The sequence below is a fragment of the Pseudomonas sp. GW822-FHT03F08 genome (assembly GCF_058801265.1).
Genome location: NZ_JBXANC010000008.1, coordinates 243,474 through 259,583, shown reverse-complemented (window position 1 = coordinate 259,583; position 16,110 = coordinate 243,474). Strand labels below are relative to the sequence as shown.

Annotated in this window: 12 protein-coding genes and 1 pseudogene; 10 read left to right on the top strand and 3 right to left on the bottom strand. The window is 54.7% G+C overall.

Annotation, left to right across the window (positions count from 1 at the left end; translation table 11 throughout):
- Positions 1-280: 280 nt before the first annotated feature.
- The 4 genes and pseudogenes from AC1RME_RS21370 (at position 281) to AC1RME_RS21355 (ending at position 5,516) form a co-directional block, all read left to right on the top strand.
- Entirely contained in the window at positions 281-1,546 is a 1,266-nt protein-coding gene (locus tag AC1RME_RS21370; RefSeq protein ID WP_493091729.1) for a cytochrome c, read from the top strand.
- A complete protein-coding gene (locus tag AC1RME_RS21365) occupies positions 1,543-2,016 on the top strand; it encodes a (2Fe-2S)-binding protein (RefSeq protein WP_096820606.1) in 474 nt (157 codons plus the stop codon). The genes AC1RME_RS21370 and AC1RME_RS21365 overlap by 4 nt, the downstream gene beginning before the upstream one ends.
- Entirely contained in the window at positions 2,013-4,250 is a 2,238-nt protein-coding gene (locus AC1RME_RS21360; protein WP_096820605.1) for a xanthine dehydrogenase family protein molybdopterin-binding subunit, read from the top strand. Before AC1RME_RS21365 ends, AC1RME_RS21360 begins: the two co-directional genes overlap by 4 nt.
- 153 nt (positions 4,251-4,403) lie before the next feature.
- Positions 4,404-5,516: pseudogene (locus tag AC1RME_RS21355) on the top strand (alkene reductase).
- Between the two features lie 117 nt (positions 5,517-5,633).
- Here AC1RME_RS21355 and AC1RME_RS21350 read toward each other — a convergent pair.
- On the bottom strand, positions 5,634-6,428 hold the full coding sequence (locus AC1RME_RS21350) for an SDR family NAD(P)-dependent oxidoreductase (RefSeq protein WP_096820604.1): 795 nt from the start codon (positions 6,426-6,428) through the stop codon (positions 5,634-5,636).
- A gap of 106 nt (positions 6,429-6,534) precedes the next feature.
- Here AC1RME_RS21350 and AC1RME_RS21345 point away from each other — a divergent pair, with 106 nt between their 5' ends.
- The gene (locus AC1RME_RS21345; protein ID WP_096820712.1) at positions 6,535-7,491 is read left to right on the top strand and encodes a GlxA family transcriptional regulator; all 957 of its coding nucleotides are present in this window, start codon (positions 6,535-6,537) and stop codon (positions 7,489-7,491) included.
- Between the two features lie 138 nt (positions 7,492-7,629).
- Here AC1RME_RS21345 and AC1RME_RS21340 read toward each other — a convergent pair whose 3' ends face one another.
- Positions 7,630-7,992, bottom strand: a complete 363-nt coding sequence (locus AC1RME_RS21340; protein ID WP_096820603.1) for a DUF6124 family protein — start codon at positions 7,990-7,992, stop codon at positions 7,630-7,632.
- Positions 7,993-8,564: 572 nt separating this feature from the next.
- Here AC1RME_RS21340 and AC1RME_RS21335 point away from each other — a divergent pair.
- Together AC1RME_RS21335 and AC1RME_RS21330 are read left to right on the top strand one after the other, a co-directional pair.
- Positions 8,565-9,356 (top strand): class I SAM-dependent methyltransferase, encoded by a 792-nt coding sequence (locus AC1RME_RS21335; protein WP_096820602.1) that lies wholly within the window; start codon positions 8,565-8,567, stop codon positions 9,354-9,356.
- A 330-nt stretch (positions 9,357-9,686) separates the two neighbouring features.
- Positions 9,687-11,345, top strand: coding sequence for an ApeA N-terminal domain 1-containing protein (locus AC1RME_RS21330; RefSeq protein WP_493091728.1), 1,659 nt, complete (start codon positions 9,687-9,689; stop codon positions 11,343-11,345).
- Between the two features lie 303 nt (positions 11,346-11,648).
- Here the strand turns inward: AC1RME_RS21330 and AC1RME_RS21325 are convergent, their stop codons facing one another.
- Positions 11,649-14,198 (bottom strand): AAA family ATPase, encoded by a 2,550-nt coding sequence (locus AC1RME_RS21325; RefSeq protein ID WP_493091727.1) that lies wholly within the window; start codon positions 14,196-14,198, stop codon positions 11,649-11,651.
- 301 nt (positions 14,199-14,499) lie between these two features.
- Between AC1RME_RS21325 and AC1RME_RS21320 the strand changes: the two genes are divergently transcribed.
- From AC1RME_RS21320 to AC1RME_RS21310, 3 genes are read left to right on the top strand one after another with little or no spacing between them, the layout of a single operon-like run.
- The gene (locus AC1RME_RS21320) at positions 14,500-15,033 is read left to right on the top strand and encodes a PAAR domain-containing protein (RefSeq protein WP_096820598.1); all 534 of its coding nucleotides are present in this window, start codon (positions 14,500-14,502) and stop codon (positions 15,031-15,033) included.
- 6 nt (positions 15,034-15,039) lie between these two features.
- Positions 15,040-15,753 carry a peptidoglycan recognition protein family protein gene (locus tag AC1RME_RS21315; protein WP_096820597.1) on the top strand — a complete coding sequence of 238 codons (714 nt, stop codon included), beginning with the start codon at positions 15,040-15,042 and terminating at the stop codon, positions 15,751-15,753.
- The gene (locus AC1RME_RS21310) at positions 15,750-16,037 is read left to right on the top strand and encodes a hypothetical protein (protein WP_096820596.1); all 288 of its coding nucleotides are present in this window, start codon (positions 15,750-15,752) and stop codon (positions 16,035-16,037) included. The genes AC1RME_RS21315 and AC1RME_RS21310 overlap by 4 nt, the downstream gene beginning before the upstream one ends.
- Positions 16,038-16,110 lie beyond the last annotated feature (73 nt).

The following is a 16,110-nucleotide window of genomic DNA, read 5'->3' as shown; positions in this document are numbered from 1 at the left end:
GCAAGGCTAAGGGCTCCGGTCGACACCGAGAATCCATCCTTCGGGCAATTGAGTGATGCGCCATCCGCAACACCCAGAGCGTTGCGGTTGGCGCAATACGCTATTGCGCGGCCCGGCAATACTCGAACACCAGCGCCTTCTCTACCCTTGGGCACCTGGCGCAGGGCTCCCCATCGGCGCCCTTCCCCCGGTCGCACAAGGAGCTGTTCATGATCCTGAATCCGTCATCAATGCCCGCCGCGCGCCTCTCGTGTGTCAAACCCTCATGAAAGGCAGCCTCTTGAGATCCAGGCCTCTATGGATCAGCGCAGCAGTCCTCGCCTCGCTCGGTGCAATCGGGGCCGTCGTACTGATGTGGCACCCGGCGATTGCGCCCGTCGAACGCCCGCGAACATTCAGTTCCGAGCAACTGCAGCGCGGTGCGCGAGTGGTCGAGGCCGGTGACTGTGCGGTGTGTCATACACGTCCCGGCGGCCAATACCTGGCGGGGGGACTGCCCCTGGCGACGCCGTTCGGCACGCTCTACAGCACCAACATCACACCCGATCCGCAGACCGGCATCGGACAATGGTCACTGCCGGCGTTCGAACGGGCGATGCGTGAAGGAATCGCCCGCGACGGCCACTTCCTGTACCCGGCCTTTCCGTACGTTCACTACCGGCGCATGACCGCAGACGACATCGCCGATGCGTATGCCTATTTGATGAGCGGCCCGGCCGTGAACTCGCCGGCCCGGGAAAACCGCATGAATTTCCCGATGAACATCCGCCCGCTGGTGTCGTTCTGGAATCTGCTGTTCCTGCATGCGAAACCACTGACGCCGATGGCGCAGCAGTCTGATGCATGGAATCGCGGGCGTTACCTCGTCGAAGGGCCCGGCCATTGCGCAGGCTGTCATTCTCCGTTGAACCTGATCGGTGCCGAGAAGTCCGGCGAAAGCTTGTCGGGCGGTGCTGTTGACGGCTGGGAAGCGCCGTCGCTGCTCGGCATGGCTCACCGTGCAAACGCGTGGAGCAACGATCAGTTGGTGAGCTACCTGCGGGCAGAAGTGGTGGACGGACACGGCACGGCGGCCGGCCCGATGCGCCCGGTCAGCCTCGGTCTGGCCAGCTTGCCGGTCGGTGATGCACAGGCGATTGCCGAATATCTGCTGAGCCTGCCGGCAAAAAAAACGATCACCGAAACGCATGTCGCAACGACAAATGCAGGCCTTTCAGACCCGTCCACGGGCGCCTTGCTGTTCGCCAGCGCCTGCGCCGGTTGCCATGCCACCGCAGCACCGATGCGCGAAATCGACGGGCGTCCGTCACTGGATCGCACCTCAGCGCTGCAAGCCTTACACCCACGCAACTTCTTGAAAACAGTACTCGAAGGTGTCCCGGCAACACCGGGTTTGCCCGGGCCGGTGATGCCGCCGTTTGCCGCCAGTCTCGACAACGATCAACTCACAGCCCTGGCGACATACCTGCGTCGACAAGCCAGACCCGACCAGCCCTGGACCGACCTTTCTGCCACCCTCGAAGCGCTACGTCAGGAGACGAAATGACCCAACTCACGCTCAACGTCAACGGCGCCGTCCAGACTCTGGAGCTGGAACCTGACATGCCGCTGCTCTACGCGCTGCGCAATCATCTGGGGTTGAACGGCGCCAAGTACGGCTGCGGCCTGGGGCAATGCGGCGCTTGCACCGTCATCGTCGATGACCAGCCTGTCTTTTCCTGCCTGACACCCTGCGCGGGCCTCGATGGCAAAAAAGTCCGAACGGTCGAAAGCCTCGGCACCGTCGAACACCCCGGCCCTTTGCAGCAAGCCTTTATCGACAAACAGGCGGCCCAGTGCGGTTACTGCATTGCCGGCATGTTGATGCGCGCGCAGGCGTTGCTGGAAAGCAACCCACACCCGGACGAACAGACCATTCGCGAGCACATGGCAGGCAACCTGTGTCGCTGCGGCACTCACTTGCGGATTATCGAAGCGATCAGCCTGGTGGCCGGGCAAAACGGGAGCGCACCATGACAGGGGTCAAAGAGGTCGATCACAGTCGCCGCGCGTTCTTGCGTGGAGGCGCCTTGCTGGTAGCGTTTACCCTGGTGCCCGCAACGCGCCATGCCTGGGCGGACACCGAAGTCGATACGCTTGGCACCGTGGTGCTGGCGCCTGACCTCCCCGGCAGCCTGCGCACCAACCCCTGGCTTGATGCCTGGATCCGCGTCGGCCCTGAAGGCATCACCGTCTACACCGGCAAGGTTGAACTGGGCACCGGCGTCAAAACAGCCTTGCTGCAAATTGCCGCTGAACGTCTGGAGGTGTCCCCGACAGCGATCAACCTGCTTACCGCCGACACTGCACTGACGCCAAACGAGGGCTACACCGCCGGCAGCCACAGTATTTTCGACAGCGGAACCGCGCTGTTCAACGCGGCGGCACAGGTGCGTGAGCTGCTGTTGGCGTCGGCCGGGCGAAGCTGGGAGATGGCACCTGCCCGATTGACGACTTCGGAAGGCATCATTCACGGCCCCACCGGACAAAGAATGTCCTACGCCGATGCCGTCAGAAACGTCGATCTGCACCTCTACGCCAAGCCCGAATCGCCGAGCGTGTCCGCGACGTCATTCAAGGTGATCGGCCATTCGCTGCAACGGCTGGATATTCCGGCCAAAGTCAGCGGCGGCGCCGCATTTGTTCAGGACATACGGCTGCCGGGCATGTTGCACGCCCGGGTCATTCGCCCGCCTCGGCCGGGCTGCACGCTGGAAGCCTTCGACGCGCAGTCGATCAAAACGCAGTCCGGTGTGGTGCAGGTGATTCGCGACGGCAACTATCTGGCCGTAGTGGCACGTGACGAGTGGCAAGCAATCAAAGCCATGCGCAGCGGATACGAATCGGCGCGCTGGACTGGCGGGCAGGCGATACCCGAAGCGCAGGACATTCATGCATTGCTCGAGAGCCTCCCCTCACGCCGCTACCCCATCAGCCAGGAGGGCACGCCGCAGGGTACGACCGACAACAGCTATCGCGCACGCGTGACCAAGCAGTATCTGATGCACGGCTCCATCGGCCCGTCATGCGCCGTGGCCTGGTTCAATGACGGCACCCTCACCGTCTGGACCCACACCCAGGGTGTGTATCCCCTGCGTGCCGGGATCGCCGAAATGGTGCGATTACCGCCAGAGCGCGTTCGCTGTATCCATACCGAAGGCTCCGGCTGTTACGGCCACAACGGCGCAGACGATGCAGCGGCCGACGCGGCGTTGATTGCGATGCGCCTGCCGGGCACGCCGGTGCGAGTGCAGTGGATGCGCGAACAGGAGAACCTCTGGGAGCCTTACAGTTCAGCGATGGTCACCGAAGTGCAAGCCAACCTTGATGCACACGGAAGAATGCAGGACTGGAATTATGAACTGTGGACAACACCGCACAACGAACGCATCGTCAATGCCGGACGATTGCTTCCTGCGCGACTTCTGGCTCGACCCTTCGTCTCCGCGCCATCGGTGCCGATCGCACAACCTGAAGGCGACGGTGATCGCAATGCGGTGCCGCTGTACGCGCTGGCCTCCAAACGCATCAACATGAATTTCGTCACCGAGATGCCGTTTCGCACCTCGGCCATGCGCTCGCTGGGCGCGCACATCAACATCTTCGCGATTGAAGCGTGCCTGGACGAGCTTGCCGCCAGGGCCGGGGTCGATCCGGTTGCCTTGCGCCTTGCACACCTGACGGATTCCCGGGCACGGGCCGTGGTGGAAAAGGTTCGCGACGCCGTCGACTGGCCGCAAAAAAGCAGCGAGCCTGGCACGGGCCTCGGCTTCGCATTCGCTCGCTACAAAAACATCATGGGCTATTGCGCCATCGCCGTGCGTCTTCGGGTGCATCCGCAGACCGGCGAAGTGCAGATCGATCATGTCGTCACGGCAGTGGACGTGGGACAGATCGTCAATCCCGATGGGCTGCGCAACCAGGTCGAAGGCGGGATTGTCCAGTCCACCAGTTGGACGCTGTATGAAAAAGTCGCCTACGACGGCGGCGGCATACGCAGCTACGACTGGAGTGGCTACCCGATCCTGCGCTTCCCACAGGTGCCGAAAAAGGTCGACGTTCATCTGCTCGACCAACCGGGACAACCGTTTCTGGGGGCTGCCGAAATCGTCCAGGGCCCCATGGCGGCAGCCATCGGCAATGCCGTGGCGAACGCCACCGGCCGGCGCTGGTTGAACCTTCCTCTGACCCGCTCGGATCAACCGTCCTGAACGTCGCAGCGTTGCACTTCACGCAATGCAGCGTAGCGACACGCATGGATTATCAAGCGCTGCGCAGCCGCTTAACGTAAGGCCATCCGGTGCCAGACCCAACCCAACGTCCGACACCCTCTGCCGACGCTTTTCAAAGACTGGAGAACACTCATGACGCAGCACCTGTTCCGCCCTATCGCCCTGGGCCCCTACACACTCCCCCATCGAGTGGCGATGGCGCCGTTGACCCGCTCACGCGCCGGACAACCCGGCGACATTCCGACGGCCATGAACGCCGAGTACTACCGCCAACGCGCGAGTGCCGCGTTGATCATCACCGAAGCAACGCAGATTTCCCGCCAGGGCCAGGGTTATGCCTAGACGCCTGGAATCTACAGCGATGAACAGGTGCAAGCCTGGCGCGAAGTCAGCAGCCAGATACACGAGGCCGGCGGGTTGATCTTCATGCAGCTTTGGCATGTGGGTCGCGTATCGCACCCCAGTTTTCAACCCGACAACGCATTGCCGGTGGCCCCGAGCGCATTGCCCGTACCGGGCAAGACCTTCATCGTCGACGCGGATGGCAACGGTATCTGGGGAGATGTTCCGGTACCGCGCGCACTGCAGACGTCGGAAATCGCCGACATCATCAGCGACTACCGCCGGGCCGCGCGCAATGCGCTGAACGCCGGGATGGATGGCGTGGAAATTCACGCGGGCAATGGTTATCTGCTCGATCAATTCATCAACAGCAACAGTAACCAGCGTGAAGATTTGTACGGTGGCAACCTGGAAAATCGTGCACGCCTGTTGCTGGAAGTGGTCGCTGCCGTGGTCGACGAAATCGGTGAAGAGCGCGTGAGCGTTCGTCTGACGCCGATGGGGCGATTCATGGGCATGGGTGATGAGACGCCTGAAGCGACGTTCGGCTATATCGTGCGTTCGTTGAATCGCTGGAAACTGGCCTACTTGCATCTGGTCGAGCCCGCCGTCGTAGGCACCGTCAAGGATGAGAACTACGATCCGCGTTGGGATGCCATCATCAGTCAGTTGCGTGCGGCCTGGGACGGCGTGCTGATGATCGCCGGAGGCTACGACCCCGAGACGGCGGAACAGGCCCTGATTGATGGCCGCGCGGACATCATCGCGTTCGGCAGGCCGTTTCTGGCCAACCCCGATCTGCCAAGGCGAATTCGCGACGGGTTGTCGCTCAATACCCCAGACCCGAGCACCTTCTTCGGTGGCGACCAGCGTGGCTACGTGGATTACCCGGTTCACTCCTGATTTTCCATGACAACCTGTGCGCCCATTGGGCCCCCTGTCTGGCTGACAGGAGAGTCGCGCCAACGGGAAAAGGGGACGGATTTATTTTCAGAAAATAAATCCGTCCCCTTTTTTGCATCAGTTGCGATAGCGTGCAGCCGGCTCACTGCGCGACAGATCAGGCATCAGTTTCTGGCGCGCTGCCTCGTAAGCATTCCAGTCGGCGATTTCAGGAAGCGCCGGAATGGTGACGAACTCGCCTTGGTCGAGGCCGGACAGCGCAGCGTCCACCATGTCGTCCGCCCGCATCACAATGGCCTCCGGCAGATGCTCCAGCGGTGTGCCGGCCACGCTCCAGAATTCGGTGGCCGTCGCGCCCGGCAGGACCACCTGGACCCGGACATGCTTGTCCGCCAGTTCGTGACGCAAGGATTGGCTGAACGCCAGGACGAAAGCCTTGGAGCCGCCGTAAACACCATTCAACACCTCCGGGGCGATGGCCACGATCGAGGCGATGTTGATCAGCGTGCCACCGCCGTGAGCGACGAAGCCTGGAACAGCCGCGTAAGTCAGTCGCATCAGCACGTTCACGTTGAGCGTGAGCAAGTCTTCGAGTTTGTCGACGTCCGAGTCCAGCAAGGGATGAGTCGCGCCAACCCCGGCATTGTTCACCAGCAGAGAAATGCTGGCGTCCGTTTTGAGACGATCTTCGACCCGTGCCAGATCGGCCCTTTCGGACAGGTCGGCAGCCAGAACTTCAACCTGACGGCCGGTTTCTTCACTCAGGCGCTCAGCCAAAACATTCAGGCGATCGCGATTTCGCGCGACCAGGATCAGGTCATGGCCACGACGGGCCAGGCGTTCAGCGTAAATGGCACCGATGCCGGACGACGCACCGGTGATCAGGGCGGTACCGAGGCGGGATTGAGTCATGTCGAATCTCCAGGGTTGTGGGAAGTACTGGAGAACAGAATGCGACGGCTTGGCCATATCTCAAATGACGTATATGGTAGTGATTCAAGACATCCGAGAAATCACCATGCACCGCATCGGCTACTTGCTCACCGACGGTTTTCAGGTGCTCTCCCTGGCGACTCAAGCCGTTTTCGAGTTCGCCAATCAGATCGCCGAAGCGCCCTTCTACAGCGTCGAAAACTTCTCGCCGGACGGCGGCATGGTGCGCTCCTCACTGGGGCTGGCCATGGAAACCCGCCCGCTCGAGGCGCCCGGACTGGCCGACACCTGGATCGTTGTCGGGGTCAACGATCCGGAAAAAACCGACGCAGCCTCTGCTGTGCTCGACTTCGTGCGTCAGGCCGGCAACCAGGCGCGGCGCACCGTCGGCATCTGCACCGGCGGCTTCATCCTCGCCGAAGCCGGCCTGCTGACCGGACGCCGCGCCACGACCCACTGGGCCTACGCGCAGGCCTTGCAGAAGCATCATCCCGAAATCAGCGTCGACGCCGACCGCATCTATATCGTCGACGGCCCCTTCTGGACTTCGGCGGGCATGACCGCCGGCCTCGACCTCGCCGTCGGCATGGTGGAAAAGGATCTGGGCGCCGACGTCGCCCGCTCGGTGGCGCACAAACTGGTGATGCACCAGCACCGCTCCGGCGGCCAGTCGCAGCATTCGGAAATGCTCGACCTCGCCCCCAAATCCGACCGCATCCAAAGCGCGCTGAACTATGCACGCCAGCATTTGAGCCGACCGCTCAGCGTCGAAGAACTGGCCGGCGTGGCGCACCTGAGCCCTCGCCAGTTCACCCGCATATTCAGCGCGGAAACCGGCCAATCCCCCGCCAAAGCCATCGAAGGCCTGCGCCTGGAGGCCGCTCGATTGATGATCGAACAGAGCCGACACTCCCTCGATGTGGTGGCCAGCGAATCCGGCTTTCGTGATCGGCGCCATATGCGGGAAGCGTTTATCCGAGGCTTCGGCGTGCCTCCGCAGGCGGTGCGGCGGGATGCGCGCCAAGTGGTGGGGAAAGTGTAGATATCGCGAACTGACGAGGCGTCCTCTTGTTGGAGCGTTGATAGGTGCAGGAAAAAAGAAAAATGGCCGAGGTCGTCAGTCACACCTGACAACCACGGCCATTTCCTTTTCGGCTATTGAGCGACAGCTATCAACCGATCACGTCTTCACCTCGACATGATCCAGCGCCTGATTCACCGCCAACCCCGCGACCATGACCACCTGCGCAATACCCAGCGCGGTTTTGCGGTGGGCGGGTTCCAGGATGGCGGCGAAGTTGTTGAGCATTTCGGTCACAGAGCCGAGAGACTCGCTGGCGTTGGCCAGGAGGGATTCGCTGTTGTAAGCGGGGTTAGCCAGGAACATGGGGTCATGTTTGTGGTGGCTGCCCATGATGCGTTGTTGTGGGGTGAGGTAATGATCGAGGGCGCGCTCGGCGGCTTCGTTGAGGGTTCGGGAGTCGGGGAATTGGTAGGGGGAAACCGGGTCGGTTTCGGGTGGGTTGGGTGTTGGTTTGATCATTGATGTAACTCCAGGGTGAGAAAGTGGAGCCATCAACCTCGCTACCAAACGAGGGTGGTGGCCATACGGAGGTTGGTAGACCGGTCACCTGGATACCCGGCGCGTCCGAAGACGCCCTACGCATGGCCACCATAAAACAGAGGACGAAAGAGTCCCTGCAAACTGGTGTTGCGATGCGACAGGTAAACCGGGCTACCAAACCCGATCACTGTTTTTTCAGTGACCCGGAAACGATAAAACCCGCGCCCCAGACGCACAAGCCGGCGGATTCTGGCGTAGTCGTAGGCAATGACGCAAGGTTGTGTAGCCTTGAGGGCGTTACGGATGGTGTCTTTTAAACGGGGATTTTTGGAGGGTTAAACGGGTGAATCAAAAGTGAGCTTCACTCTCTGTTTTTGACCGGCCGCTTTCGGCCAAAAGCGGTCACTCGGTGGGGCTAGAAAACCAGATACGCTTCAGCCGCCACGTTAAGACCTTCACTGTGAGTGATGGCTTGGTAGCATCATTTGCGCTGGCTGCCTGAAGTATTTGCTGGCAGTCTTAATGGCACTTACCAAGGAAGAGCGCGACACATGACTAACAAATCTAAGTTTGGAATTCCAATGACCGCTGACCAGTATGCAGATCAGTGGCAGATAAACTCTGATGACTTCGAGCATCGTGGTCATTACACATGGATGGCGGGACAGCTTGGCGAGGCCGATACCGTGCTGGAAGTTGGGTGCGGCTCGGGCAACGGCACATTGGAATTGGCTAGAAGCGGCCGACGATTCATCGTGATCGAGCCCAATGCCAAACTGGCTCAAATAGCGCTCAGCACCCTGAAGAATGCAGGGGTTCCGGTCAGCTACGTTCAGGCCAGCGCGTTGGGCAGACCTTTGCCTACGGGAAGCACCATTATCAACGCGGACATCTTTGATAAGAGCCTTGATCAGTTGCTTGCACCTATTCAATTCGATGCCATCGTATGCTGGCTGATCGGTGCCGAGCCTGCACGGATTGCGCCGCATTTCAATGTAGCGATCGATAGGTTCAAGGGTGATGAAGGATCGCGGTATCGGGAAAAGCTGCATGCTCGGTGTGGTGAACTCGGCACCCTATGTCTTAAACCACGCGGGCAAGTTCAGCTTGTTGACAGGCAGGGGTTCCGCCATTTGGATGATTGCAAATATGCCACTCCTGAAGTTGTGAGCCTATACTCTAAAGTGCTTGGTTCCTGTTACTCGATCCTTGAGCAAGGTATTTCCTTCCGAGAAATTGATACGAATCTGGCCGGAAACTCCCGCATGCAGTACGCCACTAATCAGACTGCTGCCGATACTACAGTACCTGTCTTTGTATCGGTGAAAGCTTTTCTTAATTAAATAGAAAATAGGCGAGAGTAGGATGTCGGACTGTAATGATGACACTATCTGCTTCCGACTCCCGTCGCCAGTGAAGCCTTAGTAGGGTGGGTTTCGGTCCGTTAAGCATGATTGAGTTCCCCCTCAAACAGCATGATCGTCCCCTTTTGGCCGTTTTCTGCCTCTCGTGACGGGCAGAAAACGACCCATAGCTGCCGGTGGAGACTGGCAAAATCCGGCCAAAAGTTCTCGGCAGGCATTAACAAACCTAAATACCGTCTCCCAAGCATATTTTTGACGCGACATTTCGTATATAAATAAGTCAGACAGCTTTTTAATAACGGATTATCAATGAAAGATGATTTTGTTTTCTCTAGCAAATTTCAGTACGACGTAGAGGTTTATGATGACGACCAAGGCGTCATAGGTCAGGGACAGCTTTCGTTTGGCGACGGAACGTTGATTTGCATACAGTTTGATTTGACGCAATACTATGAAGCTCCTCAACGTGAGTTCTCGATTCTTAAGGCAAAAACAAAAGATGGGCAGAAGCTCACGCTACTCAATTGCGAGCTTGAAAGGTATTCGCTATACGCGGACTTCATCGTACTTGGCGACATCAAATCTGAAATCACCTATTTTCATGTAAAATATGGAGATGTATCTGATTGGTTTCTGCGTGGACAATATGTTACCGGCCAAATTGGCGAAAATATTAGCTGGAAAAACCAGGTGCCTCAGCTATCGGTTAGCGTCAATACGACGGAGGAGAACTTCTCTTTAAAGACCGATACAATTGGTAGTCTAACTAAGCGTGGCGAAGACCATGTAATACATGAGCATACGCGCTTTATTTTTGAGCGGACGGATGGTGGATTTTCAGTAGAGGAGGTAAAAGAGAAATCGTTTGAATTATCTACTTTATTGTCTGTGCTAACTTCCAATTCTATTTCTATTGCAAATGTGTGGGTTGGATGTGTTGCGAGCTACGCTATGCCTATTTACTTTTCGGCGTTTAGAAAAGTAGATCGAGAATCTTCAAGAGGCGAGTTTTGGCTAAGCTGTTTAGCTCAAAGACACTCGTTAGATGATAAATGGCAGTCGGTGTTTGATCGATACTACGCATCCAATTACAGGAAGACGTCGTGGGTTCGCCTTGCCGGCATGCAACGTTATGAGGGGTTTTGGGAATTCAAAATTCTTGGCTATGTAAGTTTGCTTGACGAGTACGTTAGCTCCTATGCAGCAATGGCTAATCAGAAAGCTACCAAAGCTGAAAGCAAGCGGGTAACTAAATTTGTAGAGCGGTTAAAGTTACTAAAGCACCCTTTAAATGATGCGCAATTTAAAGATATAGAATCTCTCGTTGGAACAGTATTTTTGATGTCGCGTGATCTGACATTCAGAGAGAAATACGACTACGCGATAGGATTAACAGACAAGGATATTCTAAAAGTTATAAATTTGACAGATGATGACTTTTCATTAATAAAAAGGATTAGAGATAAAGTTGCGCATGGTGACACGCTAGACTTAGCTGATACCTCATACCAAGAAATTCATTTTATTGTTGAGAAGATCGCACTGCTGATGACCTATTGGGCACATGCCGATCTCGGATTTTCACCTTCTGAATTCTCCACCGCTTTGATGCGCACTCATAATTGCCTTCGCTTTAATCCTAAGCTAGATAAAATCTATTTAGAGCGCATAACAAACTCCGCACAATTTATTCCCGTTTCGCAAGAGCTTTTTGTGAAATTCGCATCGGGTGACGGCCCCATTATTAATGCTTGTTTTACTCAAAATTTGAGCGGTGAGCTAACATACTCTGAAGAATACAAGGCGATGTACGAGGCATGGATTAAAGATCGATCTCGGGCGAGTAATAATATTATCGACGCCTTTGGAGTCGCGCCGGAAAGATTCAGCGCCGTGGGGAGTCTGTATTTAGAGTATGGAGATGAAATAAAAGAACTCCATGGGGCATACATCATTAGAGATATTTGATTTAATTTATTTGCCAATTTGGGTGGCAGCTCAAATCGATCAAAAAACTGATCGCTTCGGCTAGGGGCATCCCGACGCAAAATGAATGTCTCTTTATGGAGGCCGAAGGCGGTCGTTTGCCAATTTGCGCTTCTGGCCGTAAGCAGCCGTTCACTAATGACGGCATTCGACATTGGGGACATCCCCTATTGACCTCTATTCCCGCCCGAACATCCTTGCGAGCTGTCTCTGGGTACTCTTTCTGAGGCGGGCGAGTGCCTATTAAACGACGTTGCACGGCCATCTACCAATGGACATAGCGCGTTAGGCGCGCCGTCCCTCAACTGCATTTTTTATTAAGTTAATCTCATCGTACCAGGTGCCAAATTGATAGATGGATTTGGTGGAGTAAAAATTGCGCACATCATCATGCTCAAGCGGGCTCAGATTAGCGTATAAGTCCTTAAGCCTTTCTGCCTCCGCCGGAAGCAATGGAACCAACTTCACGAAATCCTTAAAGTTGGAAACCTGCAGGGTTCTGATTTTGTACTGGTGACGTTGCTCATTGAATACGTAGGAGTTCGTTAACCTCTCCACCAAGCGCCTTAGTAGAGCAGAAAGCTTGGACTTTTCATCAGGACTGATTTCGACTTGTGGCCCAATGTATCCATCAATTTGCTCACATAGCTCCTCCCATTTCTCTACGTACTCAGATATCGTCGCACAGTCTTCCAGCACCTGCACGGAGAAGGCGCCACTCAGGCCGGAACCATTTAGCGTATTCTGGAGGTTCGCAAAAAAGTCCCAGTTGTGTGTCAATACGATCAGTTGCGACTGTGCATTATCCTTCGCGTAGTCACGCAGGCGCTCACAAAAATTAGAGATATAGTTGTAGTCAAAGCTGGTGACAGGATCATCCAGAATAAGGACTTGGTGCGGTGCGACACTCGCCTCACACATGAACAAGGCAAGTGCATGAACCTTAAGCTCACCTTCACTCAGCACGCGGTTCACCAGCTCATCCCCGATTTTTGGAAGAACTATCGCATCAGCTCCTTGGTTGGCCAGGCGGACACCCATTTGGTCCAGCGACGCGCCACAGAGACGGCGATACTCACCATCCAAAAACGGTATAAAAGAACCTAGAACGAGCGCTGCGTGCGCATCCTTCTTTCGCGCGGTCAGCGCAGACAGGCGTGATGTGAAGTTATAGGACTCCACCACACTTGCGACACCAGCAAAAGAAATCGAATTTTGGCAAATCGTCTCGATTTGAGGGCGCACGGAAGATGCGGCTTCATCGATCCTCAGTACACCAATTTCTATTGTGAGCTTTGAAATCTCCTCGTTCAGCGCTTGCAACCCTTTTGACGCTAACGTCAAAGCTGATTCAGTCTTGTTGTGCTCTATATTAACCGCTTCGATATAAGCATAAAGTTCGGCGTAACGAGAGTAAGCATCGAGCGCAGCCTGATCAATTAGAGGTGCCTGCAATGAGGCTTTGACCGAGGTGATCAGATCCGAGGCTGCACGCAGAAAATCAGCACTCAACACATTTGAATATTGTGAGTAATTTATCTCTGTGAAAACCTCTATCATTCTTTTCTTGGATTGCTCAGCCTGCTGTTCAGTATTAAGGGCGTATAGCTCCGTTTGAAACGTTGAAACCAAATGATTATGGAAGGCCAAAAATAGAGCCTTAGCATCACTGTCTAGATTCTGACGGCACAGCGGGCAGTTATCAGCAGGAACAAATGGCCGCAATGCTGCAGCTGCAGAGAGGAGTTTCTGCTGGCCTGCCATGTCTAAGTCTTTGGAAAATACAGCACCTGCAAGCTCAATGCTTGCAGCCTGCTTTTGCTGTATTGAGAACAGAATCTGATTGTAGTCAGAGTATGAAAAAAACCGGCACTGCTGAACGAAATTTGTTAATGATTGTTTTACTTGGCCTAACAAGTTTTTCCTGAGAGTGAGGACTTGTTGCCCCTCGGCGCTCGTCGCTCCCTTAAGCTGCTCTAGTCGTGCCTGTTTTTCTATCTTTTGGAGGCGCTTTTCTTCACCAAAGTTCACCGTCCCGATCCAAGAAAGCATAGGTTCGCAATTGATTGCACTCCAATCCTTAAAAACTCCAGTATTTGTATCTATAGCTGAATGAACGACCAGCTTAATTTCGGCAATCTTCCGATCGGCATCCTGCCGACACTCCGTAATTTTAAATCCACCGTAAGCCTGAAACTGCTTCAAATACTCCCGTGCATAATCGAAGCACTCTAATCGGAACGCACTCAACTCCACTACAGCTTCAGAAGAGATAGAGCTATTGACGTGTTTGTATGCAACTGCCGAATCAAAATATTTCAGAGCATGTGCTTGACCACCAAAGCCCTCCAGCTCTGTCCAGTTTTGCACTGAGCCGCCTCTAAGCTTATAGCTAAAGGACGGAAGAATCTTGCTATTAGAACGAACATTATTTAAGGGCTCTTTCGGCTTCTCAGGATTTGCCAAGATTTTAAATGCTTGGCATAGGCTCGATTTCCCTGCGCCATTCCGACCAAATACTATTGTTATACGCTTCGATAGATCCAGCCTTAGCATGCCGCCTAATTTCTTAAAGCCGGAGAAGCCCGACAGACTTTCCAGATGAAACGGTTGGATTGCGTCGCGTACATTTGCCTTCAGCGCCGGGGGAGTAGATGCCGTAGGTGCAAAGTTTTCCTGCCCGCAAAACAGCCGCCAGAGACGCTCAAGCTCATTCGGAGAAAGTTTGCCTCCGTCTGAGTTGATGGCTGCTTCACACACCGCGTGAAACCACGCTTCTTTTACAGTCTCTCGGTGAGCTAAAAGATAACCTGTTGCATCACTATGCGCAGCCATGTTGACCACCCTTCCCTGATGACTCAGTCACTATAGAGCACATTGCCATTAGCGCTATGACTCACAGTATGGTGGTCTGACGAAACCTAACTCCTGATGAAGCGAGAATCTCGCAAGATAACCGCATCGATGGGGTTGTGAACGTCCGCTTCTGGCCGAAAGCTGACGCTCATCGACATCTGCCTAACCAGAGGCGATTCAAAGCGGTTGCCGATAGCCAACCAGAGCAATGCCTTGAGCCACTGTTCGGCGCAACTCTGATACAGTCGCCCTTGGAAAAATCGTAGACAGGACGTCATACATGGCAAAGCCAGCTGCACGCATAACTGACCCCACCAGTTGCCCTATGCCTGGGCACGGGCCCAAAGCCATTGCGTCCGGATCTCCCGATGTGTTTTTCGACGGCCTCGCAGCTGCGACGAAAGGAGACACTTGCACCTGCGGCAGCGCTTTGGGCTCGGCAGTGTCTGCGACGGTGTTCATCAATGGCAAGAATGCCGCTCTGGTGGGAACCGTCGGCACACACGGCGACTTAGTTATTGGTGGCTCGGGTACGGTGATCATCGGCGACTCCCATACTCCTGCACCGTTCACGCCTCCACTCCCGCTTCTACTGCAGAAAACCTATGGGCATACTTTCAGCATCGTTGATAGCGAGACTGGCCAACCTCTAGTCGGAAGAAATTTCACTGCCACTGTAAATGGTCAAAAGATCACAGGTGTTACCGATAGCGCTGGGATAGCGAAGATCAAAACTCCAGTCAAAGATGCCAATATTTCCATGAGCATTGATTTCACTTCTCCAGCTCGGACGCTTAACGAATTAACGGACTGACTCAGAATGGCTGAACAATTTACTACTGAAGCAAAAGCGACTGAAGTCAAACCCGGTGCGCCAGTTGCTCCCACGACTATCACCGTCAACGATAGAGCTGCCACTAGAGAAGCGATCATCAGACTACTCAGCAAAAAAAAGTGCGAATTTGTAGAGCGGTCATCATGGGGAGCGCATAAAGCAAAAGGTGAAATGGTGGATGATTGGGACTACTCGATGATCGCCCTTCACCACGCAGGACGAAGTGTAGGCTGCGGTGCTGGTGCAGGACAAATGCGGGCGATTCAGAGTGAGCATCAGGCTAAGTTTGATGATATCGGCTATCACTATGGCATCGATTGTACGGGTAAAGTCTTTGAAGGACGTGACATACGATTCAAGGGATCAAGCGTACATAACTACAACACAGGTGTGATTGGTATCGTTTTGCTAGAAAACCTGACAACCGCCAAAGAGGGTGGCGATATGGTCGCTTTTGCTCGCCAAGCCCTCGAAAGCATCAACGGCAACATGGACCAGAAAATTCCTGCCATACAAATTGATACCCTTCTGACCTTGATTCAGGCGCTGACCAGCGTTTTCAGGGTGACAACGTTAGGTGGGCACCGTGAATTCCCCATGCAAGCCGGCGAAGGAAAAATTTGCCCTGGTAATATTGGCATGGAGCTTGTTAGAAACCTTCGGATTAAAACCAAACTTCTGCGACCGCCTTCATCATGAAATCGCTGCTAATCATATTATCAACCACGATTGTCGCCATACTTTATATAGGTTTTTACGAAAAGATGGAGGACGCTTATCCGGAAAAAGTATTCTTTATTAAAAAGAGCCCCACATTTCAGATAAAATTTGAAAATATTTTCGCGTACGAATCAGATGACAAAAAATTGAGTGAGCTAAGCGAGATGGAGCGAAGCCTGGTTATTAATTATTGCAAGTATCGACTTGGTTTGGATACGACATTGAAAAGTCAAAGCGAGCTTGAAAAATGCAAACAAAGGTAAATCGCAAGTCGTCCCTGTAAACCGTAGAGGTCTCTGAAACGCATCTGGCGACTATTACCGATTACGACAAAAG

Excerpts from the sequence above, each read along its gene's own strand:
- AC1RME_RS21325 (WP_493091727.1), bottom strand. The coding sequence starts at position 14,198 with ATGGCTGCGCATAGTGATGCAACAGGTTATCTTTTAGCTCACCGAGAG.
- AC1RME_RS21365 (WP_096820606.1), top strand. The coding sequence starts at position 1,543 with ATGACCCAACTCACGCTCAACGTCAACGGCGCCGTCCAGACTCTGGAG.
- AC1RME_RS21335 (WP_096820602.1), top strand. The coding sequence starts at position 8,565 with ATGACTAACAAATCTAAGTTTGGAATTCCAATGACCGCTGACCAGTAT.
- AC1RME_RS21350 (WP_096820604.1), bottom strand. The coding sequence starts at position 6,428 with ATGACTCAATCCCGCCTCGGTACCGCCCTGATCACCGGTGCGTCGTCC.
- AC1RME_RS21310 (WP_096820596.1), top strand. The coding sequence starts at position 15,750 with ATGAAATCGCTGCTAATCATATTATCAACCACGATTGTCGCCATACTT.
- AC1RME_RS21330 (WP_493091728.1), top strand. The coding sequence starts at position 9,687 with ATGAAAGATGATTTTGTTTTCTCTAGCAAATTTCAGTACGACGTAGAG.
- AC1RME_RS21340 (WP_096820603.1), bottom strand. The coding sequence starts at position 7,992 with ATGATCAAACCAACACCCAACCCACCCGAAACCGACCCGGTTTCCCCC.
- AC1RME_RS21345 (WP_096820712.1), top strand. The coding sequence starts at position 6,535 with ATGCACCGCATCGGCTACTTGCTCACCGACGGTTTTCAGGTGCTCTCC.
- AC1RME_RS21320 (WP_096820598.1), top strand. The coding sequence starts at position 14,500 with ATGGCAAAGCCAGCTGCACGCATAACTGACCCCACCAGTTGCCCTATG.
- AC1RME_RS21360 (WP_096820605.1), top strand. The coding sequence starts at position 2,013 with ATGACAGGGGTCAAAGAGGTCGATCACAGTCGCCGCGCGTTCTTGCGT.
- AC1RME_RS21315 (WP_096820597.1), top strand. The coding sequence starts at position 15,040 with ATGGCTGAACAATTTACTACTGAAGCAAAAGCGACTGAAGTCAAACCC.